General features: G+C 60.9%; 28 protein-coding genes. 9 read left to right on the top strand and 19 right to left on the bottom strand.

The genetic code is table 11. From position 1 onward, the window contains the following. The first annotated feature begins 63 nt into the window (after positions 1 to 63). Complete coding sequence (locus JO965_RS11335) at positions 64 to 684, top strand: glutathione S-transferase family protein (RefSeq protein WP_203443713.1); 621 nt, start codon at positions 64 to 66, stop codon at positions 682 to 684. Positions 685 to 696: 12 nt separating this feature from the next. Here JO965_RS11335 and JO965_RS11330 read toward each other — a convergent pair whose 3' ends face one another. Continuing rightward, positions 697 to 1,134 (bottom strand): PaaI family thioesterase, encoded by a 438-nt coding sequence (locus JO965_RS11330; protein WP_203443712.1) that lies wholly within the window; start codon positions 1,132 to 1,134, stop codon positions 697 to 699. A 49-nt stretch (positions 1,135 to 1,183) separates the two neighbouring features. On the opposite strand from JO965_RS11330, the gene JO965_RS11325 reads away from it, so the two are divergent. Next, positions 1,184 to 1,708 carry a CoA-binding protein gene (locus JO965_RS11325; RefSeq protein WP_246776816.1) on the top strand — a complete coding sequence of 175 codons (525 nt, stop codon included), beginning with the start codon at positions 1,184 to 1,186 and terminating at the stop codon, positions 1,706 to 1,708. A gap of 128 nt (positions 1,709 to 1,836) precedes the next feature. Then, on the top strand, positions 1,837 to 3,120 hold the full coding sequence (locus tag JO965_RS11320) for an O-acetylhomoserine aminocarboxypropyltransferase (protein ID WP_203443711.1): 1,284 nt from the start codon (positions 1,837 to 1,839) through the stop codon (positions 3,118 to 3,120). 126 nt (positions 3,121 to 3,246) lie between these two features. Here the strand turns inward: JO965_RS11320 and JO965_RS11315 are convergent, their stop codons facing one another. Continuing rightward, on the bottom strand, positions 3,247 to 3,921 hold the full coding sequence (locus JO965_RS11315; RefSeq protein ID WP_203443710.1) for a ParA family protein: 675 nt from the start codon (positions 3,919 to 3,921) through the stop codon (positions 3,247 to 3,249). A gap of 465 nt (positions 3,922 to 4,386) precedes the next feature. Here JO965_RS11315 and JO965_RS11310 point away from each other — a divergent pair, with 465 nt between their 5' ends. Continuing rightward, positions 4,387 to 4,803 carry a DUF1236 domain-containing protein gene (locus JO965_RS11310; RefSeq protein WP_203443709.1) on the top strand — a complete coding sequence of 139 codons (417 nt, stop codon included), beginning with the start codon at positions 4,387 to 4,389 and terminating at the stop codon, positions 4,801 to 4,803. Between the two features lie 54 nt (positions 4,804 to 4,857). Here the strand turns inward: JO965_RS11310 and JO965_RS11305 are convergent, their stop codons facing one another. Then, a complete protein-coding gene (locus JO965_RS11305) occupies positions 4,858 to 5,934 on the bottom strand; it encodes a COX15/CtaA family protein (RefSeq protein WP_371826855.1) in 1,077 nt (358 codons plus the stop codon). A gap of 125 nt (positions 5,935 to 6,059) precedes the next feature. On the opposite strand from JO965_RS11305, the gene JO965_RS11300 reads away from it, so the two are divergent. Further along, complete coding sequence (locus tag JO965_RS11300) at positions 6,060 to 6,269, top strand: DUF2842 domain-containing protein (RefSeq protein WP_203443707.1); 210 nt, start codon at positions 6,060 to 6,062, stop codon at positions 6,267 to 6,269. On the opposite strand, the gene JO965_RS11295 is transcribed toward JO965_RS11300, so the two are convergent. The 5 genes from JO965_RS11295 to JO965_RS11275 all read right to left on the bottom strand — a co-directional run bounded on the left by JO965_RS11295 (position 6,266) and on the right by JO965_RS11275 (position 10,770). Then, a complete protein-coding gene (locus JO965_RS11295) occupies positions 6,266 to 6,460 on the bottom strand; it encodes a hypothetical protein (protein WP_203443706.1) in 195 nt (64 codons plus the stop codon). The two genes, JO965_RS11300 and JO965_RS11295, sit on opposite strands and share 4 nt — an antisense overlap. 104 nt (positions 6,461 to 6,564) lie before the next feature. Then, positions 6,565 to 6,927, bottom strand: a complete 363-nt coding sequence (locus JO965_RS11290) for a hypothetical protein (protein WP_203443705.1) — start codon at positions 6,925 to 6,927, stop codon at positions 6,565 to 6,567. A gap of 184 nt (positions 6,928 to 7,111) precedes the next feature. Further along, on the bottom strand, positions 7,112 to 8,167 hold the full coding sequence (locus tag JO965_RS11285; protein ID WP_203443704.1) for a response regulator: 1,056 nt from the start codon (positions 8,165 to 8,167) through the stop codon (positions 7,112 to 7,114). Next, positions 8,168 to 10,312 (bottom strand): PAS domain-containing sensor histidine kinase, encoded by a 2,145-nt coding sequence (locus JO965_RS11280; protein WP_203443703.1) that lies wholly within the window; start codon positions 10,310 to 10,312, stop codon positions 8,168 to 8,170. Next, positions 10,309 to 10,770, bottom strand: coding sequence for an oxidoreductase (locus JO965_RS11275; protein WP_203443702.1), 462 nt, complete (start codon positions 10,768 to 10,770; stop codon positions 10,309 to 10,311). Before JO965_RS11275 ends, JO965_RS11280 begins: the two co-directional genes overlap by 4 nt. A gap of 463 nt (positions 10,771 to 11,233) precedes the next feature. On the opposite strand from JO965_RS11275, the gene JO965_RS11270 reads away from it, so the two are divergent. Together JO965_RS11270 and JO965_RS11265 are read left to right on the top strand one after the other, a co-directional pair. After that, positions 11,234 to 11,647, top strand: a complete 414-nt coding sequence (locus JO965_RS11270; protein ID WP_203443701.1) for a BA14K family protein — start codon at positions 11,234 to 11,236, stop codon at positions 11,645 to 11,647. A 217-nt stretch (positions 11,648 to 11,864) separates the two neighbouring features. Further along, positions 11,865 to 12,140: a hypothetical protein gene (locus JO965_RS11265; protein ID WP_203443700.1), complete on the top strand. Its 276-nt coding sequence runs from the start codon at positions 11,865 to 11,867 to the stop codon at positions 12,138 to 12,140. A gap of 23 nt (positions 12,141 to 12,163) precedes the next feature. Here JO965_RS11265 and JO965_RS11260 read toward each other — a convergent pair whose 3' ends face one another. Together JO965_RS11260 and JO965_RS11255 are read right to left on the bottom strand one after the other, a co-directional pair. Continuing rightward, positions 12,164 to 13,156 (bottom strand): L,D-transpeptidase, encoded by a 993-nt coding sequence (locus JO965_RS11260; RefSeq protein ID WP_203443699.1) that lies wholly within the window; start codon positions 13,154 to 13,156, stop codon positions 12,164 to 12,166. Positions 13,157 to 13,220: 64 nt separating this feature from the next. Beyond that, positions 13,221 to 13,997 carry an extensin family protein gene (locus JO965_RS11255; RefSeq protein ID WP_203443698.1) on the bottom strand — a complete coding sequence of 259 codons (777 nt, stop codon included), beginning with the start codon at positions 13,995 to 13,997 and terminating at the stop codon, positions 13,221 to 13,223. 131 nt (positions 13,998 to 14,128) lie between these two features. Here JO965_RS11255 and JO965_RS11250 point away from each other — a divergent pair, with 131 nt between their 5' ends. Then, positions 14,129 to 14,650 (top strand): hypothetical protein, encoded by a 522-nt coding sequence (locus JO965_RS11250; RefSeq protein ID WP_203443697.1) that lies wholly within the window; start codon positions 14,129 to 14,131, stop codon positions 14,648 to 14,650. Between the two features lie 183 nt (positions 14,651 to 14,833). Continuing rightward, on the top strand, positions 14,834 to 17,110 hold the full coding sequence (locus JO965_RS11245) for a CDC48 family AAA ATPase (RefSeq protein ID WP_203443696.1): 2,277 nt from the start codon (positions 14,834 to 14,836) through the stop codon (positions 17,108 to 17,110). 72 nt (positions 17,111 to 17,182) lie between these two features. On the opposite strand, the gene JO965_RS11240 is transcribed toward JO965_RS11245, so the two are convergent. From JO965_RS11240 to argE, 9 genes are all read right to left on the bottom strand, one after another. Then, positions 17,183 to 17,611 (bottom strand): hypothetical protein, encoded by a 429-nt coding sequence (locus JO965_RS11240; protein ID WP_203443695.1) that lies wholly within the window; start codon positions 17,609 to 17,611, stop codon positions 17,183 to 17,185. Positions 17,612 to 17,928: 317 nt separating this feature from the next. Beyond that, positions 17,929 to 18,828: a DMT family transporter gene (locus JO965_RS11235; protein ID WP_246776815.1), complete on the bottom strand. Its 900-nt coding sequence runs from the start codon at positions 18,826 to 18,828 to the stop codon at positions 17,929 to 17,931. Next, the gene (locus JO965_RS11230; RefSeq protein WP_203443694.1) at positions 18,825 to 19,763 is read right to left on the bottom strand and encodes a helix-turn-helix domain-containing GNAT family N-acetyltransferase; all 939 of its coding nucleotides are present in this window, start codon (positions 19,761 to 19,763) and stop codon (positions 18,825 to 18,827) included. The genes JO965_RS11235 and JO965_RS11230 overlap by 4 nt, the downstream gene beginning before the upstream one ends. 75 nt (positions 19,764 to 19,838) lie before the next feature. Continuing rightward, on the bottom strand, positions 19,839 to 20,843 hold the full coding sequence (locus JO965_RS11225) for an ABC transporter ATP-binding protein (protein WP_203443693.1): 1,005 nt from the start codon (positions 20,841 to 20,843) through the stop codon (positions 19,839 to 19,841). After that, positions 20,840 to 21,832 (bottom strand): ABC transporter ATP-binding protein, encoded by a 993-nt coding sequence (locus JO965_RS11220; protein ID WP_203443692.1) that lies wholly within the window; start codon positions 21,830 to 21,832, stop codon positions 20,840 to 20,842. Before JO965_RS11220 ends, JO965_RS11225 begins: the two co-directional genes overlap by 4 nt. Positions 21,833 to 21,846: 14 nt before the next feature. Further along, positions 21,847 to 22,803 carry an ABC transporter permease gene (locus tag JO965_RS11215; protein ID WP_203443691.1) on the bottom strand — a complete coding sequence of 319 codons (957 nt, stop codon included), beginning with the start codon at positions 22,801 to 22,803 and terminating at the stop codon, positions 21,847 to 21,849. Positions 22,804 to 22,813: 10 nt separating this feature from the next. Next, positions 22,814 to 23,794: an ABC transporter permease gene (locus JO965_RS11210; protein WP_203443690.1), complete on the bottom strand. Its 981-nt coding sequence runs from the start codon at positions 23,792 to 23,794 to the stop codon at positions 22,814 to 22,816. A 107-nt stretch (positions 23,795 to 23,901) separates the two neighbouring features. Next, positions 23,902 to 25,455, bottom strand: a complete 1,554-nt coding sequence (locus JO965_RS11205; protein ID WP_371826874.1) for an ABC transporter substrate-binding protein — start codon at positions 25,453 to 25,455, stop codon at positions 23,902 to 23,904. Between the two features lie 198 nt (positions 25,456 to 25,653). Beyond that, positions 25,654 to 26,808: an acetylornithine deacetylase gene (argE, locus tag JO965_RS11200; RefSeq protein WP_203443688.1), complete on the bottom strand. Its 1,155-nt coding sequence runs from the start codon at positions 26,806 to 26,808 to the stop codon at positions 25,654 to 25,656. Positions 26,809 to 26,945: the final 137 nt, after the last annotated feature.

The raw sequence follows: 26,945 nt of genomic DNA, 5'->3' as shown, positions 1-26,945 counted from the left end.
CAAACAACAGCTATGCTTGCTCGCAACGGCATATATCATCCCGCAAATCTAACGAGGCTCCCAATGACCGACGAACTGATCTTCTTTACAAATCCCATGTCCCGCGGCCGCATCGTTCGCTGGATGCTGGAGGAAGCGGGCTGCGCTTATCGTACGGAAATTCTCGCTTTCGGCTCGGAGATGAAGGCGCCCGGCTATCTGGCTGTCAATCCTATGGGCAAGGTGCCGGCGATCCTTCACAAGGGGAAGATCGTCACCGAGGCCGCGGCGGTCTGCGCCTATCTCGCGGATACCTTTCCCGAGGCCGGCCTCGCGCCGCCGACGGGAGACAGGGCCGCCTATTACCGCTGGATGTTCTTCGCGGCAGGCCCGGTCGAGGCCGCTCTGAGCAACAAGGCGTTCGGCTTCGAGGTCCCCGCCGACCGGCAGCGGGCCATCGGCTACGGCAGCATCGAGACTGTCGTCGATGCTCTGGAATATGCCGTTACCCAATCCGAATACATCGCAGGCGACCGCTTCACGGCGGCGGACGTTTATGTCGGCTCCCAGATCGGCTGGGGCATGATGTTCGGCACTCTGGAGAAACGGCCCGCCTTCGAGGTCTATTGGCAGCGCATCAGCTCGCGTCCTGCCGCCATTCGGGCGCGGGAGATCGACGACGCTCTCGTGCCTCCGAAGGCCTGAGCAGCAACGAGCCTAACGACGATCGGGGATCGAATAGGTCCCGGTCGCATGGCAGACCACGTCAGAACTGCCTTCGGAGTAGATCGAGACATCGCCGACGGCCAGGCGCTTGCCGAGCTTCAGCAGACGGCACTCGGCGATGAGCGCGCGCGGCTCGGGCTTTCTCAGGAAATTGAAGTTGAGACTCGTCGTAACGGCGAGCGCCACCGGGCCGATATGGGCGAGAATCGCCGCATAGAGGGCAAGATCCGCCAGCGCCATCATGGCAGGCCCCGAGATGGTGCCGCCAGGGCGCAGGTGGCGCTCGTGATAGTCCATCCGCATGCGGGCCGAGAGCGGTCCGATCTCATCCACGAAATAGCTGCGGCCGCCCGCATGCATCTGCGGGAATTCCCGGTCGAGGAACGCCGTCAGCTCGTCCTTGGTCATGATCGGGTGATGCGAAGCCATGCGTCAAATGCTCATTGAACTGCCCTGCCCTATCCCATACGTTCCACCCATGAACCACGACAATTATCCGAACGATTACATCCGCGGCATCCTCAACAGCGTGAAGACCATCGCGCTGGTCGGAGCCTCGCAGAACCCCGCCCGTCCAAGCTGGATCGTCACCAAGTACCTGCTGGAGCGGGGCTATGATGTGATCCCGATCAATCCGGGCCTCGCCGGCGGCGAGCTTCTCGGCAAGAAGGTCTATGCCTCTCTGAAGGACGTGCCCGGTCCCATCGACATGGTCGAGATCTTCCGCAATTCGGAAGCCGCAGGCCCGATCACGGACGAGGCTTTGGCGCTCGATCCGCTGCCCAAGGTTTTGTGGATGCAACTCTCCGTGCGCAACGACGAAGCCGCCGCCAAGGCCGAGGCCAAGGGCCTCAAGGTCGTCATGGACCGCTGCCCGAAGATCGAATTCGGCCGTCTTTCCGGTGAGATTTCCTGGCAGGGCGTGAACTCGCGGATGCTGAGCGCCAAGAAGCCGGTTCTGTCAGGGAAGGGCTTCCAGAAGCTCAGCCTCAATCGGCCCTGAATTGCCCTTGTCATCCCGACCTTCGGCCGCCGGGGGTGACGCCGCGAGTTACCTAATACGCTCCTTGACGGAAGAACGATCCGTTCTTTAAATAGAACGCCTTCATTTCCTAGAGGAACGCTCCGACCATGACCGACCGTCTGCCAGGCTTCAACACGCTCGCCATCCATGCCGGGGCGGCTCCCGATGCTGCGACCGGTGCCCGCGCGACGCCGATCTACCAGACCACGTCCTTCGTTTTCGACGATGTGGACCATGCGGCCTCGCTCTTCGGCTTGCAGGCCTTCGGCAACATCTATTCCCGAATCGGCAATCCGACCTGCGCCGTGCTGGAAGAGCGCGTCGCGGCCCTCGAAGGCGGCACTGCCGCCCTTGCGGTGGCCTCCGGCCATGCGGCCGAATTCCTGGTGTTCCATACCCTGCTGCAACCCGGCGACGAGTTCGTCGCGGCCAAGCAGCTCTATGGCGGCTCGATCAACCAGTTCAACCATTCCTATAAGAATTTCGGCTGGAACGTCGCCTGGGCCAATGCCGACGACCCATCGAGCTTCGAAGCCGCCATCACGCCGAAGACCAAGGCGATCTTCGTCGAATCCATCGCCAATCCAGGCGGCGTGATCGTCGACCTTCAGGCGATCGCGGCCATCGCCAAGAAGCATCGCATTCCGTTCATCGTCGACAACACGATGGCGACGCCGTACCTGATCAGGCCCTTCGAGCATGGTGCCGACATCATCGTCCATTCCGCCACCAAGTTCCTCGGCGGCCACGGCAATTCCATCGGCGGTCTGATCGTCGATGGCGGCTCCTTCAACTTCGCGGGCGACGACCGCTACCCGATGCTCTCCAAGCCGCGTCCGGAATACGGCGGCATGGTGCTCGGCGAGACCTTCGGGAATTTCGGTTTCGCCATCGCCTGCCGCGTTCTCGGCCTGCGCGATCTCGGGCCGGCGCTCTCGCCCTTCAACGCCTTCCTGATCCTCAACGGAATCGAGACCCTGCCGCTGCGCATGCAGCGCCATTCGGACAATACGCTCGCGGTCGCTGAGCATCTGTCGACCCACAGCAAGGTGTCCTGGGTCAGCTATCCGGGCCTACGCGATGATCGCTATCACAACCTCGCCAAGCAATACTGCCCCAAAGGCGCCGGCGCGGTGTTCACCTTCGGCCTCAAGGGTGGGTACGAGGCCGGCGTGAAGCTCGTCTCGAACCTCAAGCTGTTCTCGCATCTGGCCAATATCGGCGATACCCGCTCGCTGGTAATCCACCCGGCCTCGACCACTCACCGCCAGCTCACGGATGAGCAGAAGACGCAGGCCGGCGCAGGTCCGGAGGTCGTGCGCCTCTCCATTGGCCTCGAAGACACGCAGGATCTGATCGATGACCTCAATCAGGCGCTGGACGCAGCGTAACCAGATTCTACTATTGGCCTTTGGTCATTCTCACCCATCATGCCCGGCCTTGTGCCGGGCATGATGTTGGGACAACAAAAAGGGCGGCCCGAGAGCCGCCCTTTTTGTTGAGATGAAATCCAACACTTATGCAGCGCGAGAAGCGCCGGCCTTCTTATAGGTGTTGTGGATGGCGTTAAGCGAACGCTCGAGAGCCGTCCAGAGGCGCCCGATCTCATCGGCGCCCTGCGACTTCGCATCGTATTCCCGTGCGCCCTCGCCTGTTGCGAGAGACAGTGTCAGCTCGGGACGATGAGTAATCTGGCCGGCCCAGACCGGAACCTGGAGCGCGTTCAGTGCACCGCGCGCATCGGCAACCACATGAGCCTCGATATCGCCGTGTTTGGCCGGAGCGGCATTGATCACTGCGGCGTAAGGCTTGCGATGTTCGCGCGCGATGGCGACCGTATCCTGTAAGGCCGCGATGTCGAATAGGCTCGCCCGGGTGGGAACGATCACGAGCGTGGCGTGCTTGATCGCGTCGGAGACGATCGAGGACTTGTTCGGGGGCGTATCGACCAGCACCCACTCATAACCCTCGCGCTTCGCTTCCTTGAGCGCATCGTCGATATGACGGGTATTATGCTTGAGGCCCAAGTATTCCTGATTGCGGATCTTGTGCCAGAGAGATAGGGAGCCCTGCGGATCGTTGTCGATCAACAACGTTGGGCGCGAAGGGTTGGCGATATAACTCGCGAGGTGAGCAGCAAGCGTGCTCTTACCCGAGCCGCCTTTCCGCGAAGCAAAGACCAGCACATTCATGCCTGACTCCTCATAAGCCTGTTCCTACAGCCCTGAATCTAGGGGTTAACCTATCTTAATATTGTTCACCTGTAGCAGAGCAAGTACTGATTTCCTAATTCCTGCCGTATTCCCACTACGATTTTTCGCGACCGAAGGATTCGATTGAGTGATTTCAAGCCATTCATCGCAAAGGGCTCGGCTCGTGCAAGGTCCTGGCACGAGCCGCCAAGCTTCTGACATGAGTCGCGGAGTATCCTTTCAAAAGTTTATTTTTAAAGGTTTTGAATGGAGTGGGCCCGCTGAACCTGCCCAGCTCAGTTCTCAGTTAGACTTTCATATTCGATGCACAGTTCAAGCTTTGCAACGAAGTTGGACCCGATAAACGATACCTGGAGCTCCTGCTGTAAAACGCATTTTTCGAGTCGGAACCACCCTTCCGCTTGGCCGTTAAGCTCCAGACTTCACCAGTCTAGGAGCAGATCAATGTCCAAGAAGATCTTGTTTGCCGGCGCTATGCTTGTGGCCCTCGCCCCGGTTGGCGCCTTTGCTCAGGACCCGGCCGCTGGCGGTGCCGCTGCCGGTGCTGCCACGGGGGCCGTTGGCGGCGCGATCGTTGGTGGCCCAATCGGTGCGGCTGTTGGCGGTGTGACCGGAGCGATCGTTGGCGGTCTGGCCGGCGAGGCTCAACCCCGCTTCCGTCAGTATGTCGTCACCCAGGGCGTTCCGTCCTACCGCTACGCCGAAGAGGTTCGCGTTGGCGCGGTCCTCCCTGCTTCCGGCGTGACCTATTACGAGGTTCCGGCCGAGTATGGCGTGACCAACTATCGCTACACGGTCGTCAACGACACCCCGGTTCTGGTCGAGCCCGGCACCCGCCGCGTCGTCCAGGTCATCCGCTAATTTCCAGTGGGAGTTTGGTTTCGGGGCGGCCTCATCGGCCGCCCTTTTCTTTTGTCAGGCGTTGCTCACGCGAGCGTGGACGATGGCCATGGTGAGTACAGCCATAGCGAAGACCTGATGCGCCAATCCAGCCCAGAGCGGCACCACAAGCAGCAGGGTCACGATTCCGAGAATCATCTGCGCCAGCATCAAACCGGCCATTCCCGTTGCGCGGCTGGCGGTCTTCGAATTCGGAGCCTGCCGACGCAGGGTCCACGCATGCAACACGGCGAAAGCGACAATGGCATAGGCCACAAGCCGGTGGTTGAACTGGACCAGGATGACATTATCCACGAAGTTCTCGATCCAGGGCGTGACCGAGAACAGAGCCGATGCCGGCGGAACGAGAGCGCCATCCATCAGAGGCCAAGTGTTGTAGGTCAGTCCTGCTTTCGAGCCGGCCACGAGGCCGCCGAGAGCGATCTGGAACAGAATCAACCCGGCGAGGATGCGCGGTGCATAGCCGGCGCGGATCTCCTGGCTGAACGAGGCCGAACGGTCCTTCAACCCCGACGCCACCCAAACGAGGCAGGCGAGGATAATGCTGGCGACGGTGAGATGCAGGGCTAACTTGATGGGGGCGACCGCCGTCATGCCGGGTTCGAGACCCGACGCTACCATGATCCAGCCGATGGCGCCCTGAAGGCCACCGAGGGCTCCGATGCCGAGAAGCGTCAAGGCGAGCTTGCCCTTGATGGCACCTCTCGCCCAGAACCAGACCAGCGGCACGAAAAAGACGAGGCCGATCAGGCGACCGAGCTGCCGGTGTCCCCACTCCCAGCCATAGATGAACTTGAACTCGGAAAGGGTCATGCCCTTATTGACGAGCTCATATTGCGAGATCTGCCGGTACTTCTCGAACTCCGCCATCCAGGCCTGTTCAGTCAGCGGCGGAATGGCGCCGGTGACGGGCTTCCACTCCGTAATCGAAAGCCCCGAGCCCGTCAGGCGCGTGGCTCCGCCGACGGCGACCATCAGGACGACCAGCGCCGCAAGGCAATAGATCCAGGCGCGAATGGCGGACAGGGATCGGCTTTGGGACACGCGCGCCAGCGGCACGCCCTCGGTGGAGGCTGCGACAGCCATGCTCACTCTCATCGTCGATTAGGGCTTGAACCCAGGATACGGACGTCACATAGAGGCTCTGTCTCCTGGAGGCAATTCATGCCGGTGACGCACCGCAGCGACACGACTTTGATGATTGAGGGGTTTCGGCCATGGGCTCTCGCTCACGCAAGCTGATCGGCACAGTGGTGATGCTGACCTTCATCATTGTCTATGCGCTGTTCGCGATGGCGGTTGCCGAAGGCCGGATCACGCAGGCGCCGAAGCTCCTTCAGACCGTCGCCTATATCGTGCTCGGCCTGATCTGGATCGTTCCGCTCATGCCGCTCATCCGCTGGATGGCGAAGCCGGACAAATCCTAAGCCCCGCCGATCCCCTCGATGATCGTGCCCGTGCCGCCGCAGATCGGGCATGGCGTGACGCCAATGCGGCCGCTGCCCTTGCATTCCGGGCAGACATTCTCGCCCGCGCCCGGAGTTCCCGGCTCGGCCTGATCGCCTGGATTGAGCTTCGTCTGATCGGAAGCGGCAGGATCTTTCGGTGTGCCCGTCATGGCAGAGCTCCATGAGATTTCATGCTTTCAACGCGGCAGCCGAATCCCCGTTTCGAGGACGTCAAAAGAAAAGGCCCGCCAGAAGCGGGCCCTCTCTCAAATCCTTAGCGGCAGACGCGGCGGCTGCGATGCTCCCAGCCCCAGCCGGGAACCCATTCCCGGTAACGCTCCGTGAAGCAGCGCTCCACATAGACCTCGCGGACCGGGCGCTCGTAATAAACCGGCCGACGCTCTTCCACATAGACGGGCGGCGGGGGCGGCGGAGGCGCGCGATAGACGACCGGAGGCTGAGGTTGAGCGACGGCCGCCCCAACGGCGGCACCGACCGCAAGACCTCCCAGAGCTCCGAGAGCCACCGCGGCACCGGGAGACAGGCGATCACGCGCTGCAGCCGGTTGAGCGGCAGCCAGGCCGGTGACCAGCGCCAGAGCCGCAGCAGTACCGGAAACAAGACGGAAGATCTTCATGATCATCACCTACGACAGGAGGGAGGCTGCATGCCTTCCCCTTCATGTCATGAGATATACTGTTCAAAACCTCTCTGAAAGCTGAACAGAATGTGGCAAAGCTTGGGCATAAGCCGATCTTGCCGGAATGGTGATCAAGCTCTTAAAGCCCTCGCTCGCCCCTTAACGATTTCAGCCAACCTGATCAGGCGCCGGCGCTGCGCAGCGGCACCGACAGCAGCACGCGAACCAGATCCGCTTGACGGTTGGTATCGGTCTTCCTGAACAGATTCTTCAGATGGAAGACGACCGTGGTCTGGGCGACCTCGAGCACTTCGGCGATCTGATCGAGACGCTTGCCGTCGATCAGCATGAGGGCCACCCGAGTTTCAGAGGGCGTCAGGTTGTAGAGCCGGACCAGCGTGTCGCCCGAGACCTTGGCTCGCTGCTCCGTGTCGATCACGAGCAGGACGACGGCTTCCGGCCTCTCCTCCACGGAGAAGCGTTGTCCGGGGATCAGGACAAGGTAAGGTCGCCCACCGGAGATCCTCGGGAACGAGACGATCTCATCCAGCGACTCCTCCTCGAAGGCCTTTTCGATGGCGGAATAGAGCTTGCTGTTCTGCTTGGCCACGGAACCCTTCAGGATGCCCTGCGAGGCGCTCAAGCCGTCATCCTCGGCCAGAATGCGTTGCGCTTCCTTGTTCATCACGCGGACGCTGCCGCTCTCGTCGACAATCACGACGCCGACGAGAAAGCGGTCGAAGGCGAAGGTTGCCTTGTACAGGGCGTCGACCGTACGTCCCTTCGACGATTTCAGGATCTCCTGCCAGGATTCCTCCGCCCTGTGGACGGCGCTCGTTTGAACGCGAGCGACCTGGTCGAGACGGGCAGAGATGGTCGCCAGCAGAATCTCGTAATCGATCGGCTTGACGAGATAATCGTCCGCTCCCGCCTGCTTGCCGCTGAGAACGTCGTTCCGCTCGGCGAGTGCCGTCAAAAAGATGAAGGGAACGTCGGACATTGTGCCCTGCTCGCGCAAGGCCTTGAGCACGTCGTAGCCGCCAAGGCCGGGCATGGTGATATCGCACAAGACAAGGTCGGGACGGTGCTTTTCCAGGAGGTTGAGCGCCTCGCTGCCGTTCGCGGCCTGGAGCACGCGATAATTGGCCGCCTCCAGCTCCTCGGCGATATCTCCCCTCAGATCGTCTTCGTCTTCAACGCAAAGAATTGTTTTTTTGCATTCATTGGTTTCAGTCACTTATGCAGCCTGTTGCGTTTGATCGGCATTGGCTATGGGCAGGTCGAACGTAAACAAGGATCCTGCTGCCTCATAGCTCTCGACCTGAATTTCACCCCCATGCAAGTGCATGATCCTCTGAGCGAAATTCAATCCAATACCCGTTCCGGCAATACCCGATGCGGTACGCGCGCGGTAGAACCGATCGAAGATCTTCGGCAATTCATCCGCAGGAATTCCGATGCCCCAGTCACGGACAGAGCAGAAGGCGCGGGATCCATCCATCCAGATCTTGATCTCGACGACTGGCGTATCGCCTGAATACTTGATGGCATTTGACAGGAGATTGACGACCACCTGCTCGATCAGCATGCCGTCGCAATAGACCCTGACAGGAACATCCGGGACATCGAAGCGGATATCGGCCTGCGAGCTGACCTCGCGCTGCCGCTCGCAGATGTCCATGACGAGATCGACCAGATTGTAGGAGGCCGGATTGACCTCGATCGTACCGGCATCGAGTTTGGCTGCGTTCAGCACGCTTTCCACGAGGCGCGTCAGCCTCGTACCGGCATTCCGAATTTTCTGGATGCGGGTGACAAGCTCATCATTGGTGAGCTCCGATCCACGGCGTAGAATGCGCTGGGCACTGGAGTCCAGAATGGCCAAAGGCGTCCGGAACTGGTGAGATACCATGGACACGAAGTTCCGATAGGCATTCGTGGTCTCACGCTCGCGATCAAGGGCCGATTCAAGAGCCCTTGCAACCTGCTTGTAACCGGTGATGTCGGTCAGGCGCACGAAGATCGTCGCCCCATCGGCTTTCGTTAGGGAAAGGCGCGCCCAGGTATCCTTCTTCACCAGAAGATCGAATTCGACCTCTTCGAACGGAGGCTGCGCATTCACGAGCCGCATGTCGGCGCCTTCGCACATGGCGAAACATCGCAGAAAGTTGGACAGGCTCATCTCCTCGTGGCACCACAGGGACACGGGCGCAGCCGCCCAGATCTGCTCGTTGGCGAAAAGAAGTTTCCCTGTCCAATCGAAGGCCGCAAATCCTTCCGATGCCGAATTGATCGCCGCGATCAGGCGACGTTCGGCCTGACGCAGGGCCGCTGTCCGCTGAAGAACCTTGATTTCAAGATCGAAATTCTGACGTTCAGCCTGTTTGCGGGCAAGCCATTGCTCGGTCACGTCACGCATGAAGGCGATGCCGAGCTTGCGTTCGGCCATATAGACGGGGAAGCAGTTGACCTCCAGGCACCGTTCCTGCCCGTCCGATGACGTTGCCTCATTCTCGAAGATCGAGCTCGTCCCCTCCGTTGCCCGAACGAGAGAACCAATCACATCCTCCTGGGCGAAAATGGGATCAAGGTCCTGTATCTGTTGCCCGATCGCCTGATCGGACTTGAGGCTCAGCAGGTCTTCCATGCCCGGATTCCAGAGCAAGCATCGAAGCTGGCCATCGAACATGACGATGCCCTGATTGCTGATGTTGTTGATGACCAGGTCGGAAAGTTCCTGTTCCTGCTTGAGAAGCTGCTTGGCCTGGCTTGCTTCCTGCATGCCCTTGAACAGGCGCACAACAAGGAAAGCGGCGCTCATCGCAATTCCGATAATGAAGGCAAAACTTTCGAAAACGTAGCGCAAATACATGGAACGCTTTGCTGCCGTTTCATCACGGTTCAGCAGCATGACCTTGTTGGCTATCCCTCTCAGCTGATAAGCAAGATCGCGGACCTGCACCCTCAGCAGCTGGGCATTCTGGGGATCGATGCCATTCTCGAGAAGCGGTTCTGCATAAGTTAACTGAAGATAAGTCTGCTTGAGACCCGAAAGTGCGCCAATCCTGTCGATGACATGACCTTGCGGCCCTTCCAAAAGGACGGATAGACGGCTGATTAAGATCGCGAGCCGAAAGCTTGGCGCCTGTTCCGGATCAAGAAAGGTTTCTCCCATCGCTGCGCGGGCCAAACTTTCCGCGAGAACCGCTGCTTCGAACTGGGTCTGGGAAATTTGCCACAGGTTCGTATGCGTATCTTCTCGCCGAAGGTCTTGCTCCACATTGAGCAACCGCCACACGGTGAACGCGAGCGAAAGTGCAAGCACTGCAATTGCAACGAGGGTGACCAAAGCAGCCTTGTAATTTTTCAGCTTGAGCTTCATGGCCGTACGATGCGCAGCCGGTTGAGTTGCCAGACCCAGCGAGAGTCGTGAATATCATCGCGCAATGCGCTATGATCGTCGCGCGGATAGACGATCCACAAAGGCCCTTTGTCCCGAAGCTTCAACACCTCGCCATCGGCCGACATCGCAATGAGAGGATCGTACTTAAGATCGTCCCAGGGGATATCGATCTCATAGTCGTTCAAGGCGGAAGCCCGAATAACGGTGCCCTTGCTCCCTATCCTCTCCAGGACAGCACGCAGAGATACTCCTTCGAAAAGATGTGTTTTCCCGCTCATGACGAAAGTTGTCTTGAATGACTTCCGTCCTAACGCCTCCAGCATGTCTCGATCGAACTCCGCTCGCCCGGGAGCGTTCGTTTGCTCGATATTACCGGAAATCGTCAACAAGACGGTCCCTTTGGCAGGAGACAAAGGCTCGGCCGCATGAGCAGGCATCCAGCCCCCCACGAAGGCGATCACAGACACGAGGAACGTGAGGCGGAGCATAAGTTCCCAAGCCAAGAGAGATTATAATAGAACACATACATCATCGGCGATTTATTGCAAAAAATCCAGTGCCGCCCTTGAGAAACAACCTCCTCATCCCCTTGAGGCACTCCCTGGATAGATAAGCAATTTCATATGAATATATATCTACGCCACACCAGCAATCATTTTCACACAATAATTCCGTTACACTGCAATATATGGCCGCTCAAAACTTCAAATAACAAAGCAACTTTCAAACTAAACCTATCTATTTCTTCTCAAAATCGAACACGAATTACAAATACCGCTAAAAATATTAGCTCCATAACTCGCTCAAGATCGGGATTGTGCAAGCTTGGCCGGTAGCGCTATATTTCGCCCGATTATAAACGGGCCCTTTGTCGGAGCTTTTGCAAACGAGGAGTTTGATATGCGTAAATTCATAACGGCCCTGGTGGGAGCGGCAATGCTCGTGTCGGCATTGCCGGCCGGCGCCACCCCTCTCCAGAGCCGTCCGTTGCCTCAGGTCGACCAGCCGTACCCGAACGAGAGCTACGCCCAGTACTATCGCCGCGGCTATCGCCCTTACTACCGTGATCGGTACTACTATCGCCGCGACAATGGCGCCGCCGTTGCCGCCGGCGTTGCAGGCCTCGCAGCGGGTGCCCTGATTGCAGGCGCCATCGCAAACCAGGCCCAGGCACAGCCTGCCGCTCCGCCGCCGCCCGGCGTCGTCGATCCGCAGGTCGCGGCCTATTGCGCGCGCAAGTACCGCTCCTACGATCCGGGAACAGGAACCTTCCTGGCGACGAACGGGATGCGTTACGTCTGCACCTATCCGTAAGCTCTGCAGCTCGCAGCATCCTGGCCCTGCCGCAGAACCTGTGGCAGGGCTTTTGCTTGCCGAGGCGCTGTGACGTGGCAGCTAAACCTTTACCCTGTCGGCCCGCGCCATAGAACAAATAGAACAAAGCGATACAGGTTCGAACGAACTACAGTCTGGCATGGCCGCAATGAAAACGCCGCGTCGCAACTTCGCATGTAGGGTTTAGGAACAACTAATGACACGAGACTCTGACAGCATCGGTAACGTCATCCCTCCCAACGAGGCCGCCATCCTGACCTCCGGCAACATGACAGAACTCGAGCTGATTCTTCCGGATCTGGGGGACGAGGATCTGCCCGAGATCGCAGTCTTTCTTGTCGCCTGCGCCATGCGCTTCCATAGTGATCCCGACTTCCTGCAGGAGCAGCTGGAATGGCTCGTCAGGGCGCATGACGCCGAAGTGGACGAGGGTCTTAGGCCAGATCAGCTGAACTCCGCCAACGACGACTGAGCCAAGCATAAGGAGCGCCGGCACTAATCGATGAACTCCGCCGGCGTTCCCTTCTCGACCATCTTCGACAACTCCTCCACGTCCCAGTTCGTCAGCCGCACACAGCCCCGCGAATAGGCCTTGCCGACCTTTTCGGGCTCGGGCGTTCCATGGATACCGAAGGACTCGACGGAAAGGTCGATCCAGGTACTCCCGACCGGGTTGTTCGGGCCGGGCTTGATCTCGAACTTCTCCTTGGCCTTCACGCCCTTGAAAGCGTAATCCGGGTTGTAGGTGTAGTTCGGGCTCGGAGCCACCGCGCGCACCTTGTGCGTTCCGCTGGGCGCAGGTTTCTCCTCGCTACCGATGGACGCCGGATAGACCGCAACCAAGGCTCCATCTTTGTCGAGGACGCGTAAGACGTGCTCTCTTTTGACGATCTCAATCTTCGCGGCCTTTCCCAAATTCTCTAGTGCCGGCTTTGCCTCGACGTTGGCAACGACGACGGATGTCCCCGCCTTGTCGAGGCTCTTACCGGGATTCAGGGCTTTGAGCAGATCGACGTCCATATGAAACCTTTCGGCCAGAAGCTCCTCCGGACTGGAATAGCCGAGCCGATCCAGACCCGCCTGCTCCTCCAGCTTGTCAGGGATATCGACGAAGGGACCTTTCACATCCTCTTCCCGGATCGTGTATTCGATCAGAGCCGGGTCCGAGGAGGTCTCATTGAGCTTTGCCCATAGCTCCTCATCGAGGGATCCGTCCGGTTTCAGGCCGCGCTCCTTTTCGAATGCCTTGATGGCATTTCGCAGATTCTCGCCGTTGTGCCCATCGATGACGCCCGGCGAGAAACGAGCCCGGTCGAGCAGCACCTGTGTCCTGACGAGAGCCGGATCGATCTCGTTCTCCTTGTCCCTGCCGCTTTTGGCTGGCCACTCAGCCTTATTGACGGATCCCAGGTCCAACTTCTGAGGCGCAGCCAGGACAAAGCTTGAGAGTCCAACGATCCCAACAAGGGCATACGCAACGATTTTCATGAAACGCTCCATGGGCCAGGTCACGGACAAACAAAGCCCTGGCCGCATCTGCTGTTCCGTAAGCTTATTGGCAAATGCGGTAGTCGCCTTTGCGCTGACGCAGATCGAGATGAAGATGGTCGCCGTGGGAAGCGTCCGAACCGGGGCCGAGCACCGTGTTGAAGATCGGACAGGCGGCCTTCCGGATCGTTGACTGAAATGTCGCCTCGGGAGAGTTCTCTGCATGGCTGCCTATCGTCAACGCGGCCCGCTTGGCGAATTCGAAACCCATGATATCGAGCCCATTGCCAAAGGCATGCTCGCTGAGCTTTGCGCCATTGCGCTGGTCGCGGCACTGATAGGAGGTGCCGATGAGAAGCTTCGTTGGGGTGGTCTGGAACTGCCGCTCGGCTTCCGGCGCGACCACGTCGCTCATCCAGCGAGCGATGCTCTCCGCTGCAGGACAGCCCATCAGCGATGCCGGTACGACTGTGACACCATTGGGAAGCGCGGAGACGAGAACCGGGTTCTCGATCCCGCAACCGTTCTCTTTCACCGGCGGGCGGCTCTCGAAGCGCAGGCCACGCTGAGTGAGGCGTTGCAGGCAATCCTTGTCTTCGCTGTCCAACTCGGCCTGCTGCGTGAGGGGCGTCTCGTTCCGCGGCACTTCTTCCGCGCGCTGCTCGGTCTCCGGCTCAACCTTGAAAACAGGCCTCGGCGGAGGCAGTGGCTCAGCCGGGCGATCCGGCCTTGGCGGAGGCAGCGGTGGTATCGGATCCTGCGCCATAGCGGCCGAGGCAAGCACCAGCGTCGCCGCCAGGATGCCACCCACCTGCCCTGCCATCCGGCGTCGAAGACCCATTCCGTCTCCTGTTCTCAAGCCCATCCTGTCTATAACCCTCATGCGCCAAGGTTCAGTTCCATCTCCATCTTCTGGGAGCCTTGCCCTTGCGGCCGGACGCTCCAAAATCGATAGAGGATGGGAGGACCGTCATGAGGGCATTTCCAGTGACGGATATCGATTCGGACAAAAGCTTGTCCTTGGTCTCGACGCTGACCCAGGAACATGAGAGCCCCTGCACGAAGCGCGTTGTGGAATTGGAAGCGCGCGTGGCCAAGCTGCGGGCTGAGCTCCAGGAAGCCGAAGCAGCATTGGAGTTCGAGCGGGCCCGCATGCCGATCCCTGGCGACTTCGTCCGTTGCCCTCTGACGCGCTTCTTCGGGCGGGTCACCAAGGTCACGCCTCGCCCCACTGGCAGGCCGTGGATCGAGATCGTGCCCTATCTCGGCCCGAACCTTCCCGGCCACTCGTCCATGGATCTGTTCGACAGCTGGGAGTTGATCGATCCGCCTTCAGAGGTTGCCGAAGCAGGCGCCGATGGATCCGTGAAGTTTCCCATGATCGCACCCTTCATGCCCGCAACCGGCGCCCTGCTCGCGCCACCATCCAGTGAGGATGAGGTAGAAGCGTCCCTCAGAAAACTCTGGGCGCCATCGAATCGGATCTCGTCTTAGCGTACAGCTTGCAGGGTCATCGCCTGCAACAATTCCAGGCATGTGGCGTTGGCCCTGCGGTTTCGCCGCCTGCAACAGCCTGCGAAATCCCGAACGCGTGGCACTCGGGAAGCCTGAACCTCAGAGTCTCTTTCCCTCACCTGCCATCGCATCAAAAACCGCTCGAACGATGGGGAGACAGCAATGGCAGAGGATGGGCAGAGTGTACGCCTCCAAGTCGCGAATGCCCGGCCGGACGATTCAGGCCGTGGCATTGCGCGCATAAGCCGCCAGTCCCTTGCCGAAATCGGCATTCAGGAAGGCCAAGCGGTCGAGATCGTGGGCAAGCGCCACACCACGGCCATCGCCGTTACACCCTACCCGGAGGATGAGGGCCTGAACATCATCCGCCTCGATGGTCTGCAGCGCGTCAATGCCGGCGTGGGCAGCGGCGATCATGTAGAAGTGAAGCGGGTCGAGGTCCGCCCCGCGACCCGCGTCGTGCTCGCTCCAGCCCAGAAAGGCCTGCGCCTACAGGGCTCGGGCGACGCCCTGAAACGCACCTTCTATCAGCGCCCGCTCACGGCAGGCGATGTGATTTCGACCTCGGTCTATTCGCAACGCTCCGCGGATCAAAGGCTGCCGGAGGAGCTGCGTGGCCTCCTCAACATCCCGGCTTACGGCCTCCAGGAAATCCGTCTTGTCGTGGTCTCGACCCAGCCGCGCGGCATCGTGCATGTGACGGCCGAGACCGAGATCGAGCTGCGTCCACAATTCGAGGAACCACGGGAGGCGCGGCGGGCTGACGTGACCTATGACGATATCGGCGGTCTCGGCAGCACGGTCGATCAGGTCCGCGAAATGGTGGAACTACCGCTTCGCCATCCGGAACTGTTCCAGCGCCTCGGCATCGATCCGCCGAAGGGAGTGCTGCTCTACGGCCCGCCCGGCACCGGCAAGACCCGCCTGGCGCGGGCCGTCGCCAACGAGACGGAAGCGCAGTTCTTTCACATCGCCGGCCCCGAGATTATGGGCCAGCATTACGGCGAATCCGAACAGCGGCTGCGGCAAGTCTTTCAGGAAGCGGAGCAGAACGCACCCGCCATCGTCTTCATCGACGAGATCGATAGCATCGCGCCCAAGCGCGAGGAGGTCACGGGTGAGGTCGAGCGACGCATCGTGGCGCAGCTCCTCACCCTGATGGACGGGTTGGAACCACGTCAGAACATTGTGGTCATTGGCGCGACGAATCGGCGTGAGGCGATAGACGAGGCCCTGCGGCGCCCAGGCCGCTTCGATCGCGAGATTGTCATCGGCGTTCCGGACGAGTCCGGACGCCGGGAAATCCTGGGCATTCACACCCGCGGCATGCCCTTGGCCGAGGACGTAAATCTCGACGATATCGCCCGCACAACTTATGGCTTCGTCGGAGCCGATCTGGCCGCCCTCTCCCGCGAGGCCGCCATGGATTCTCTCCGCCGCATTCTGCCAGGCATCAATCTGAGGGACGGCATTCCCTCCGATGTGCTCGAGAGCTTGCAGGTCACGCGGCAGGATTTCAGCAATGCCATGAAGCGTGTCCAGCCTTCAGCCCTGCGTGAGATCATGATCCAGGTGCCGAACGTGACCTGGGACGATATCGGTGGCCTCGAAGAGGCACGCACGCGGCTGCGCGAAGGTGTCGAGCTTCCCTTGAAAAGTCCGGAATCCTTCCGCCGACTCGGCATCCGCCCAGCGAAGGGCTTCCTGCTCTTCGGTCCACCCGGCACCGGCAAGACGCTCCTGGCAAAGGCCGTCGCCCGCGAAGCCCAGGCCAATTTCGTGGCGACGAAATCCTCCGATCTTCTCTCGAAATGGTATGGAGAATCCGAGCAACAGGTGTCCCGGCTCTTCGCCCGCGCCCGGCAGGTCGCTCCGACGGTGATCTTCATCGATGAGATAGACTCCCTCGCGCCAGTGCGCGGCGGCGGGCTCGGCGAACCTGCGGTGACGGAGCGTGTGGTGAACACGATCCTCGCCGAAATGGATGGCCTTGAAGAACTGCAGGGCGTCGTGGTCATGGCGGCCACCAACCGACCGAATCTGATCGATCCTGCCCTCCTCCGGCCCGGTCGTTTCGACGAGCTGATCTATGTACCTGTTCCTGATGCGCAGGGACGCCGCCATATTCTTGGCATCCACACCAAGGACATGCCGCTCGATCCGGATGTGGATCTGGACACGATCGCCGAACGAACGAGCCGTTTTACCGGCGCGGATCTCGAAGACCTCACGCGCCGAGCCGGTCTCCTCGCCCTGAGGGAATCCTTGCAGGCCGAGCACGTGACCATGGCCCATTTCGAGCACGCCCTGCGGGAGACACGTCCTTCCGTCACGCCCGAAATGGAACGGGAATACGAGGACATGGTCCGGACCCTGAAACAGGAAGGCCCGCAGCGCCAGTCCATCGGCTTCCTGCCTTTGAGACAAGCCGCCGAATAGGAGGCCTGAGTTGATTGGGAAAAGAAGACGCGGGCCAAATGGCCCGCGTCTTGTGGTCGATGAGATCTTTCCTTAACGCCCGCAGGCAACCGGAATGCGACCACCGGACTGCGGATCGTAAACGGTGCGGCAGGGCACGCCGTTGATGACGCGGATCTCATGCGGCGCCGCATAAGGATCGGGCGAAGCCATCGGGACGGGAGCACCCATCATCGGGCCTACTGGAGCGGGGGCTATGCTACCAGTCGTCACGACGTCACCAGCCACAGGCGCCACGACACCGCTGACCTGGCCGGCACACGCGATCGGAATGCGCTGCTTGGAGCTGTGGTCATAAATGGTCCGGCAAGGTACACCATTGATGTACCGGATTTCGTGCGGAGCCGCGTCCGGGAAGAGAGAGCCCGGCGTTCCGGAAATAGGAGATGGCTGCGCGATGGCGGCACCCATGCCGCCGAGAACCATGAATCCAGCACCGGCAAAGATTGCGAATTTTTTCATATAGGCCTCCTGTGCTTTACCTAGACATGGCTGATCGCCACGTAGGACAGAGGCTAAACGCCGTCATTGAGGATCGTTTCCCAAACACAATTTCATCACACAAGGTTGTGATGACTATCCGCGTGAAAGCAAAGCTTATTAATTGCCCAGCTTCAATCGCAAGAAATACAAAGAAAATTGAACCATCCACTCGAAAACAGATCGCTCGATACACCATATAATCTATAATTATTCTAAAGAAATGCCTGAAATTTCATCATCAATATCTTTGCATCAGATATGAGCCTAGCCTCGCTCGCCTTACAGAGCCGTCTGCTTCAGACATCGTTATCGCTCGAGGCAACCGGCGTTCTGGTAGCAAGCCAAAGTCCGGCAACGACGCCCCCGAGCCCTAATAACACGCCGGGCGTGAATGGTTCGCCAAGGAGTGCAACACCGAGCAAGGCCGCCGTAATCGGACTCAACGAGAGAAAAACTGTCACCCGTGTCGGCGTTGTATGCTTGAGCGCCCAGAGCCAGAGCACATAGCCGATCCCGCTCGACAGGCCGATGAGCAGGACGATCAGCCATCCCGATGGATCGAGGCGCGAGGTCTCCGTGAAAAGCCCCTCCATGCCTGCGGGTGCAGCAAGGGCGACGACCGACGCCAACATGGCCCACGTGCCGACGGGCAGAGTCGGATAGCGGGCGAGATAAGGCCGGTACAGCACCGAGCATAGGGCGCCGCACAGGGCTGCGGCGAGCACCAGAATCGCTCCCAGCCATTCGCCGGTTCCACTCTCAGTGACCAACCGCTCGCCCAGGGCCGCTCCCACGCCGACGACGGTCAGAGCCACTCCCGCGACTTTCGCCCCGGTCAGATGCTCGCGTCCGAGACAAGCCGCGATGATCATGGTCATCAGCGGGAACGTTGCGAACAGGAGTGCCGCGCGAGTTGACAAGATGAATTGAAGGCTGAGATTCAGGAGCGCGATCAGAACGCCGAACTGCACGATGCCGAGAGCCATGACGACGAGAAGGTCGCGTGTCGCAAACCGCACGCGCGCGCTCATCAGCAAGGGCGGAACCAGGCACAGAACGGCGATGGCATAGCGCAGGAAAGCCAGCGATGCCGGACCGATGTCGTGGACCACGAAGCGCGTGGCGACCATGGCGGCGCCAACCTGAATGCCGGTCGCCGCCGCGGCCACCAGGGCAAGCCCTTCCTGGTGTCTCACAGGTCGAGATCCCAGGTCTGCCCGACGAGATCCTTTCCGAAGGAGCGATGCGCCTCCTCCTTCACCAACCGGAAGCCGGTCGCCTGATAGATGCTGCGGGCCGCCACAAGGATATCATTGGTCCATAGGGTCAGCGTCTTGTAACCCTTGGCTCTGGCGAAACCGATACATTCATCGACGAGCCGACGCCCGAGACCGAGCCCCCTGGCGGACGGTTCCACATAGAGCAGCCGGAGCTTCGCGACCTCGTCGGAATGGCGCACAACGAACACACTGCCGACCACCTCCCCGTCCCGCTCCGCGATCCAGCAGCGCTCCCATTGCGGATCGAAATTCTTGACGAAGGCGGCGGCGATCTCCGCCACCAGAGCCTCGAAGCTTTCGTCCCAGCCGTATTCCCGAGCGTAAAGCAATCCCTGCCGATGCGCGATCCAGCCGATATCTCCGACTTGATGCGGACGCAGAATGTACGGAGGATCGGGCTCCTGGCCGTCGCCGATGAGGCGCTCGACCGTGCCCATGGCTCGGACCAGCCTCTCGCGCTCGCTCTCTGAGAGCGCGAGCAGCATGGCCGCGACCTGCGTCGCGGAGGCTTGGTTCAGCGGCTCGAAGGCCGCGTGCCCCTGATCGGTGAGCGAGAGCAGAAACTGGCGCCTGTCATCTTGCGACGGGGAGCGCTCGATCAGTCCCTGAGCGTCGAACCTCTTCAAAAGGCGGCTGAGATAGCCGGCATCGAGACCGAGTTCCCGCCCCAGATCCGCCGCGGTCACCGGACCGCGATGAGCCAGTTCATAGAGAACCCGCGCCTCGGTCAGTGAGAACGCGCTTTCGAGCAACCCCTCGTTCAGAAGGCCGATATGGCGCGTGTAGAAGCGATTGAAGCTCCGGACCTTCTCGATCTGCCCGTCCGTCGGCAATTCCGGCATATGAGACATGGCCGCCTCCTTGCCGCGCAGAGTTTCGCATATTGTTGACTGAGTCAACTATTTGCGTGAGAGCGGCCCGGCCGCCTATGCCGCAGCGTCGATAGCCAATCGCCCCTCATGGATCGCGTGACAGGCCACGCCTGCCAGCAGCGGCGGAATTTCCGTCCGGCAGCGGTCGTTGGCGAAGGGGCAGCGCGGGTTGAAGGTGCAACCGGAGGGCGGATTGATCGGGTTCGGAATCTCGCCCTGCACGGGAATGCGCTGGCGCCCGGTCATGCCCACGTCCGGCACCGCATCGAGAAGCATCCGGGTATAGGGATGCTTCGGATGGGCGAAGAGCTCGCGGCCGTTGGAGATCTCGACGATGCGGCCGAGATACATGACGCCGATGCGGCTCGCCATGTGGCGCACCACGGCAAGGTTGTGGCTGATGAACAGATAGGTCAGCCCCAGACGATCCTGCAGATCGCGCATGAGGTTCAGGATCTGCGCCTGCACGGACACGTCCAGCGCCGAGGTCGGCTCGTCGCAGACGATGAACTCAGCATCGGAGGCGAGCGCGCGGGCGATGGCGATGCGCTGTCGCTGACCGCCTGAGAATTCGTGTGGGTATTTCTTGCCGTCCGCCGGGTGCAGACCGACCAGCGACAGCAACTCCCCGACTCTGTCGGCGATGTCCTTCTCGCTTTCGATCAGGCGAAACGCCCGGATCGGCTCCGCCACAATGCGATCCACCTGCCAGCGCGGATTGAGGCTGGCATAGGGATCCTGGAAGATCATCTGGATGCGGCGACGCAGGCGCTGGCGTTCGACGGAAGCGGCGCGGCTCGACATGGAGATGCCGTCGATCAACACCTCGCCGCCCGAGGGCGGCAGAAGACCCACCACCATCCGTGCCACCGTCGATTTGCCGGAGCCGGATTCACCAACGAGCGCAAACGTCTCGCCCTTGGCGATGGTGAAGGAGACGCCGTCGACGGCCTTCAGGTACTGTTTCTCGCCTCCCTCCAGCACCCGGTTGAGCCAGGGCTTGGAGACGTCGAACACGCGGCGGAGGTCTTTGACTTCGACGTAAGTTTTCTCGGTCACGCGACGGCCTCCGACCGGACGGAAGATTGATCGTAGAGATGGCAGGCGACGCGATGCTCGCTGTGCTGGATGGGCTCGGGCCGCTCGACCCGGCAGCGGTCGAACACATAAGGGCAGCGCGGATTGAAGGCACATCCGGGCGGAATAGCCGAGAGGCGTGGCATAGAGCCTGGGATCTGCACGAGGCGATCCGTATCGTTCTCAAGCGACGGAATGGCCCCCATCAGGCCCTTGGCATAGGGATGCAGAGGATTCTGCACCACCTCACGCACCGGCCCGATCTCCGCAATGCGGCCGGCATACATGACGGCCACGCGATCCGCGGTTTCCGCGATCACGCCCATATCGTGCGTGACCAGCATGATGGCCGTGCCATGTTCGCGTCCGAGCCGCTTCAGAAGTGCGATGATCTGCGCCTGAACCGACACATCGAGAGCGGTCGTCGGCTCGTCGGCAATGATGAGTTCGGGCTCCGCGCAAAGGGCGAGCGCGATCACGACGCGCTGACGCATGCCGCCCGAGAACTCGTGCGGATAACTGTCGATCCGCTTGTCCGGCGCCGGGATGCCGACCTCAGCCAGAAGATCGATGGCGCGTTTCCTCGCCGCCGCGGCATTAAGGTTCGTGTGCGTGCGGATGGTCTCGATCAGCTGCTCGCTGACCCGGTAGAGCGGGTTGAGGCTGGTGAGCGGATCCTGGAAGATCATGCCGATGCGCTTGCCGCGCACCTTGCGCATCTCTTCCGGCGGCAGGTTATCGATGCGCATGCCGGAAAGCCGAATCTCGCCGCCGGCGATGCGCCCCGGCGGATCGATGAGCCCGATGACGGCGGAACCCGTCACCGACTTGCCGGCGCCGGATTCACCGACGACGCCGAGCACCTCGCCCTTGCCGATGTCGAAGGAGATGCCGTCAATGGCTTTCAGGATACCGCGCCGGGTGACGAACTCGACGCGCAGATCGCGGACGGAGAGGACCGGTTGAACCATGGATGCTCCCTCTCTCATCGCAGCTTCGGATTGAGTGCATCTCGCAGCCAATCGCCCAGGAGGTTGATGGCAAGCACGAGAAGCGCCAGAGCGATGCCGGGGAAGGCCACAATCCACCATTCGCCGGAGAACAGGTAGTTGTTGCCGATGCGGATGAGGGTACCGAGCGACGGCATGGTTTCCGGCATGCCGGTGCCGAGGAAGGACAGGGTCGCCTCGGTGATGATCGCGAGCGCAAGGTTGATGGTGGCGATGACCAGCACCGGACCCAGCACATTGGGCAGGACGTGCCGGAACATGATGACAGGCGCCGGCAGGCCGATGAGCCGCGCGGCGGCGATGTAGTCCTTGTTCTTCTCCACCATCACCGAACCACGCACGGTGCGGGCATATTGCACCCAGAAGCTCAGGCCGATGGAGAAGACCAGCACCGAGAGCGTCGTCACGCCGTCGAGCTGGCCGCCGAGCACCGACTTCACCACGCCGTCGACGAGAAGGGCGATTAGGATGGCCGGGAAGGTCAGCTGCACATCGGCGATGCGCATGATGACCGCATCCGTGGTACCGCCCACATAGCCGGCGATCAGGCCGAGCGCGATACCGAGCGTCGCCGAGAAAGCAACGCCAAGGAAGCCGACGGCGAGCGAGATCCGCAGACCGTAGAGAATGGCCGAGAAGATGTCGCGGCCCTGTTCGTCCGTGCCGAGCATGAAGGGCATCTGTCCTTCCGCGCTCCAGATCGGCGGGAGCCGGCTGTTCATCAGCTCGAGCTGTGCGGGATCGAAGGGATCCTGGGGCGACAGAAGGCCGGCGAGGACGGCCGACGCCATGAACAGGACCGTCACGAAGGCGGCCGCCATCGTCAGCTTGGAACGCTTGAAGCTCGCCCAGATATCGCTGTCGAAAAAACGGCCGATCCAGGTCGTCTGTTGGGACTGAGGCGCGGGCGCCGCTTGAATTGCTTCCGCCATGGTCGCCTCCTCAGGCCGGTTGCCGGATCGTGGTCCTCAGGCGAGGATCGACGATGGTGTAGAGGATGTCGACGGCGAGGTTGATCGCCACGAAGATCAGCGCCACCAGCATGAGGTAGGCGGCCATGATCGGGATATCGACGTTCTGTACGGCCTGGACGAACAGCAGGCCCATGCCCGGCCACTGGAACACGGTCTCCGTGATGATCGCGAACGCGATCACCGAGCCGAATTGCAGGCCAACGATGGTGATGACCGGCACCAGCGTGTTCTTGAGCGCGTGTCCGAAATGAATGGCGCGGGTGGTAAGCCCCCTCGCCCGTGCGAACTTGATGTAGTCGGTGCGAAGCACCTCCAGCATCTCGGCCCGAACGATGCGCATGATCAGCGTCATCTGGAACAGGCCCAGCGTGATAGAGGGCATGATCAGCGCCTTCAGGCCCGACAGCGTGAGAAGACCGGTCGTCCACCAGCCGAGTCGGACAGTGTCGCCGCGCCCGAACGACGGCAGCCATCCGAGGGTCACGGAGAAGAGATAGATCAGCAGAATGCCGATCAGGAAGGTCGGGAGCGAGATGCCGATCAGCGAAATGGTCTGGAACACCTTCGCCAGGAAGCTGTCTCGTTTCAGTCCCGAATAGACGCCCATCAGCACGCCGAAACCGGTGGCGAACAACGTGGCGCACAGGGCCAGCTCCAGAGTTGCCGGCATGCGCTCGGCCAGGAGATCCGAGACCGGCTGCCGGAACTGATAGGACACGCCAAAATTGCCCTGGGCCGCGCTGGTGAGATAGCGCAGGAACTGCACCGGCACCGGATCGTCGAGCCCGAGAGAGCGGCGGACCTGCTCCCGTTCCGCGGCGGGGGTATCGAGGGAGACGATCTGGTTCACCGGATCGCCGGCAAAGCGAAACATCGCGAACGAAATAATTCCGACGGCCAGAAGAACGCCGATGGCCTGGAGGGCACGCCGGATGATGAAAGCGAACATATACAATCTCTTGATCGCTGCGTCCCGGACAAAACTTCTACCCGGAACCTTCGAAAGAATCGTCCCGGACAGCTCATCGCTGTCCGGGACGAGCGATCAGACGCGGACTATTCCTTCTTCTGCGCCCAGTAGAACAGCACCTGATTGTCGGCGCGCTGGACCATCGTCACCTTGTTCGACACACCCCAGGCGAGAGCCTGCTGATGCAGCGGGATATAGCCGTATTCGTCGAAGGTGATCTGGAAGGCCTGCTTGATCATCTGGTCGCGCTTCTCCTTGTTGCTTTCGACCAGGATCTTGTCGGTCAACTCGTCATGCTGCTTGTTGCAGAAGTTGCCGAGGTTGGACTCGCCCCGCGAGGAATTCGGATCGTTGCGGCAGCCTTCGATGTCGAACAGCACGTTGTGGCTGTCGAAGGTGCCCGGCGTCCAGCCCAGCAGGTAGAACGAGGTGTTGTAATTGCCCGACTTCAGCACCTTGCCGAAATACTGCGCCTTCGGCTGGGCCATCAGGTTCACCTTGACGCCGGCGCGGGCCAGCATGCCGACGACGGCTTGGCAGATCGCCTCGTCATTGACGTAGCGGTCGTTCGGGCAATCCATGCCGATTTCAAAACCGTTCGGGTAACCGGCATCGGCCAGGAGCTTCTTGGCGCCCTCGACGTCGTATTTCGGACGCACGAAATCCTTCGAGTGGGTGAAGAGTTGTGGTGCGATCATGAGCGCGGACGGCGTCGACATGCCGCGCATGACGCGGGACTTGATCGTCTCGATATCGATGGCCTTGTAGAAGGCCTCGCGCACGCGCTTGTCCTTGAACGGGTTCTTGCCCTTCACGTTCGAGAACAGAAGCTCGTCGCGGGTCTGGTCGAAGCCGAGGAAGATGGTGCGGAGTTCTGGGCCTGCCTGCACCTTCGCGTTCGCCGTACCGTTAACGCGCTGCACGTCCTGCAGCGGAACCGGCTCGATCACGTCCACCTCGCCCGAGAGCAGCGCAGCGACGCGGGTGGCATCGGATGCGATCGGCGTGAACACGATCTCGTCGAGATTGTGCTCGACCTTGCCCCACCAATCCTTGTTCGGCTTGAAGACGGTCTTCACGCCGGGCTGGTGGCTTTCGATCTTGAACGGGCCGGTGCCGTTGGCGTTCAGAGACGCAAAGCTCGGCGTCGTTGCCGCGGCCGGCGTCGGCGCAACGCTGTTGTTCGCCTCCGACCACTCCTTGTCCATGATGTACCAAGTATCCCACTGGGCATTCATGATCGGGTTCGGCGACTTCAGCTTCACGTCGACCGTGTAATCGTCCACCTTCACCCATTCCGAGCCGCTGGGAACGCGGGTCTGGAAGTTCGAGCCCTGCGCGCGGACGCGGCTCGCCGAGAAGATCACGTCGTCGGCATTGAAGGGATTGCCGTTGTGGAACTTCACGTTCTTGCGCAGGAACAGACGCCACGTCATGCCGTCTTCGCTGATCTCCCAGCGCTCAGCCAGGCCCGGCTCGATCGCCAGATCCTTGCCGCGCTTCGTCAGGCCCTCGTAGACATGCCCGTGATGCGCAATGGTGGTGGTCTCGTTGAGGGTATAGGGATCGAGCGACTTCAGGTCGCCCTGGTTGGCATACCGCAAGGTCACGGCCATCGCCGGGACGGCTACGCCGGCCATGAGGGCCGCAATGGTGCCCACGAGAAACTTCGAACGGATCGTCATCTTGTGTCTTTCTCCTCTGGAGGTCCCGCGTCTTTGCGCGATGTTCTTCTTGTCGGAAGACCGGAATGAACCGTTGTTTCTTCCGCCGGGCATGAAGTTAGGCAGGAAAGTGGCCGATGGTCTAGCCCCGACTTGGACCATCTTGCTCAGCAATTAGGCACAGAGATCCCCTATCAGACGGCGCAGCACCGCCTCGCCGGCCTCGAACTCGCTGATCTCGATGTACTCGTCCGGCTGGTGGGCCTGGGCGATGTCGCCGGGACCGCAGACCACAGTCGACCAGCCGACCCGCTGGAACAGGCCCGCTTCCGTCCCGTAGGACACCACATGGGTGCCATTGTCGCCGGTGATGCGGCGCATCAGGCGTTCCGCCGCCCCATCCGTCTCCGGCCTGAGGCCCGGCACCTCGGCGATGAGTTCGACGGCAACGCCCGTCTCAGGCGCGATAGCCTTCATTCGGGGTTCGACGACCTCGCGGATATAGGCCTCGTAGCGGGCGAGATAGTCCATGGGGCTCTCCGTCGGGATCGCCCGGATGTCGGTGAAGAACCATGCGGAGGACGCGACCACGTTGGCGGCGTTGCCGCCTGCCATCATGCCGCAATGCAGCGTCGTGTAGGGCGGCTCGAACGGGTTCTGCGGATCGACCCGCTTCCGGTTTTCCTCCATGACGTCCTCCTGCCAGGCGATCAGCCGCGCCGCGTTCATGACGGCGCTCACGCCCTGGTCGATCCGGCTGGAATGGACGGCATATCCCGTCACGTGGGTGCGCAGCTGCACGGACGCCTTGTGCCCCGTCACCACCGCATGACGGGTGGGCTCGCCGACGATCACCGCAGAAGGCGCCGGAATGGACTTTGCCATCGCCTCCACCAGGAACGGCGCGCCGCGGCAGGCGATCTCCTCGTCATAGGAAAGGGCGATATGAATCGGCCGCTTGAGCGGTGCACGCACCATCTCGGGTACCAGCGCCAGAACGAGAGCGTCGAAACCTTTCATGTCGGTCGTGCCGCGACCGTAGAGGCGGCCGTCTTTCTCCGTGAGCGTCCAGGGATCCATGGACCAGTTTTGTCCGTCCACCGGCACCACATCCGTGTGGCCAGACAGAACAGTCCCGCCTTCGACGCGCGGGCCGATGGTGGCATAGAGGTTGGCCTTGTCTCCTTCCGGGCTCATGACGAGATGGCTTTCGACGCCATGGCTGTTCAGCCAGTCGCGGCAGAAACCAATGATATCGAGATTGCTGTTGGTCGAAACGCTCGGGAAGGCAATCAGGCGCGTGAGCATCTCGCGAGTGGACATCGACATCGTACACAGCTCCTCAATACAAGCGCCAAGCATCCGATCCTGTTGAGCCTGCGGTCAAGCTGGATTTATCGGCGCTTATTTCGTCCCACGCCCGTTGACTCGGTAACGGCAGCGCTCGCATGATCGGGCCGCCCGCC

The organism is Microvirga sp. VF16, assembly GCF_016864375.1.
GTDB lineage: Bacteria > Pseudomonadota > Alphaproteobacteria > Rhizobiales > Beijerinckiaceae > Microvirga.
This window is presented reverse-complemented; position numbering and strand designations above follow the sequence as displayed.

What these genes read in the sequence shown, in the direction of transcription:
- JO965_RS11250 (WP_203443697.1), top strand. Translation starts at nt 14,129, where the DNA reads ATGAGGGCATTTCCAGTGACGGATATCGATTCGGACAAAAGCTTGTCC.
- argE (WP_203443688.1), bottom strand. Translation starts at nt 26,808, where the DNA reads ATGTCGATGTCCACTCGCGAGATGCTCACGCGCCTGATTGCCTTCCCG.
- JO965_RS11325 (WP_246776816.1), top strand. Translation starts at nt 1,184, where the DNA reads ATGAACCACGACAATTATCCGAACGATTACATCCGCGGCATCCTCAAC.
- JO965_RS11310 (WP_203443709.1), top strand. Translation starts at nt 4,387, where the DNA reads ATGTCCAAGAAGATCTTGTTTGCCGGCGCTATGCTTGTGGCCCTCGCC.
- JO965_RS11335 (WP_203443713.1), top strand. Translation starts at nt 64, where the DNA reads ATGACCGACGAACTGATCTTCTTTACAAATCCCATGTCCCGCGGCCGC.
- JO965_RS11270 (WP_203443701.1), top strand. Translation starts at nt 11,234, where the DNA reads ATGCGTAAATTCATAACGGCCCTGGTGGGAGCGGCAATGCTCGTGTCG.
- JO965_RS11230 (WP_203443694.1), bottom strand. Translation starts at nt 19,763, where the DNA reads ATGTCTCATATGCCGGAATTGCCGACGGACGGGCAGATCGAGAAGGTC.
- JO965_RS11240 (WP_203443695.1), bottom strand. Translation starts at nt 17,611, where the DNA reads ATGAAAAAATTCGCAATCTTTGCCGGTGCTGGATTCATGGTTCTCGGC.
- JO965_RS11265 (WP_203443700.1), top strand. Translation starts at nt 11,865, where the DNA reads ATGACACGAGACTCTGACAGCATCGGTAACGTCATCCCTCCCAACGAG.
- JO965_RS11280 (WP_203443703.1), bottom strand. Translation starts at nt 10,312, where the DNA reads ATGAAGCTCAAGCTGAAAAATTACAAGGCTGCTTTGGTCACCCTCGTT.
- JO965_RS11210 (WP_203443690.1), bottom strand. Translation starts at nt 23,794, where the DNA reads ATGTTCGCTTTCATCATCCGGCGTGCCCTCCAGGCCATCGGCGTTCTT.
- JO965_RS11330 (WP_203443712.1), bottom strand. Translation starts at nt 1,134, where the DNA reads ATGGCTTCGCATCACCCGATCATGACCAAGGACGAGCTGACGGCGTTC.
- JO965_RS11215 (WP_203443691.1), bottom strand. Translation starts at nt 22,803, where the DNA reads ATGGCGGAAGCAATTCAAGCGGCGCCCGCGCCTCAGTCCCAACAGACG.
- JO965_RS11275 (WP_203443702.1), bottom strand. Translation starts at nt 10,770, where the DNA reads ATGCCTGCTCATGCGGCCGAGCCTTTGTCTCCTGCCAAAGGGACCGTC.
- JO965_RS11290 (WP_203443705.1), bottom strand. Translation starts at nt 6,927, where the DNA reads ATGAAGATCTTCCGTCTTGTTTCCGGTACTGCTGCGGCTCTGGCGCTG.
- JO965_RS11320 (WP_203443711.1), top strand. Translation starts at nt 1,837, where the DNA reads ATGACCGACCGTCTGCCAGGCTTCAACACGCTCGCCATCCATGCCGGG.
- JO965_RS11255 (WP_203443698.1), bottom strand. Translation starts at nt 13,997, where the DNA reads ATGGGTCTTCGACGCCGGATGGCAGGGCAGGTGGGTGGCATCCTGGCG.
- JO965_RS11315 (WP_203443710.1), bottom strand. Translation starts at nt 3,921, where the DNA reads ATGAATGTGCTGGTCTTTGCTTCGCGGAAAGGCGGCTCGGGTAAGAGC.
- JO965_RS11260 (WP_203443699.1), bottom strand. Translation starts at nt 13,156, where the DNA reads ATGAAAATCGTTGCGTATGCCCTTGTTGGGATCGTTGGACTCTCAAGC.
- JO965_RS11220 (WP_203443692.1), bottom strand. Translation starts at nt 21,832, where the DNA reads ATGGTTCAACCGGTCCTCTCCGTCCGCGATCTGCGCGTCGAGTTCGTC.
- JO965_RS11245 (WP_203443696.1), top strand. Translation starts at nt 14,834, where the DNA reads ATGGCAGAGGATGGGCAGAGTGTACGCCTCCAAGTCGCGAATGCCCGG.
- JO965_RS11205 (WP_371826874.1), bottom strand. Translation starts at nt 25,455, where the DNA reads ATGGCCGGCGTAGCCGTCCCGGCGATGGCCGTGACCTTGCGGTATGCC.
- JO965_RS11295 (WP_203443706.1), bottom strand. Translation starts at nt 6,460, where the DNA reads ATGACGGGCACACCGAAAGATCCTGCCGCTTCCGATCAGACGAAGCTC.
- JO965_RS11300 (WP_203443707.1), top strand. Translation starts at nt 6,060, where the DNA reads ATGGGCTCTCGCTCACGCAAGCTGATCGGCACAGTGGTGATGCTGACC.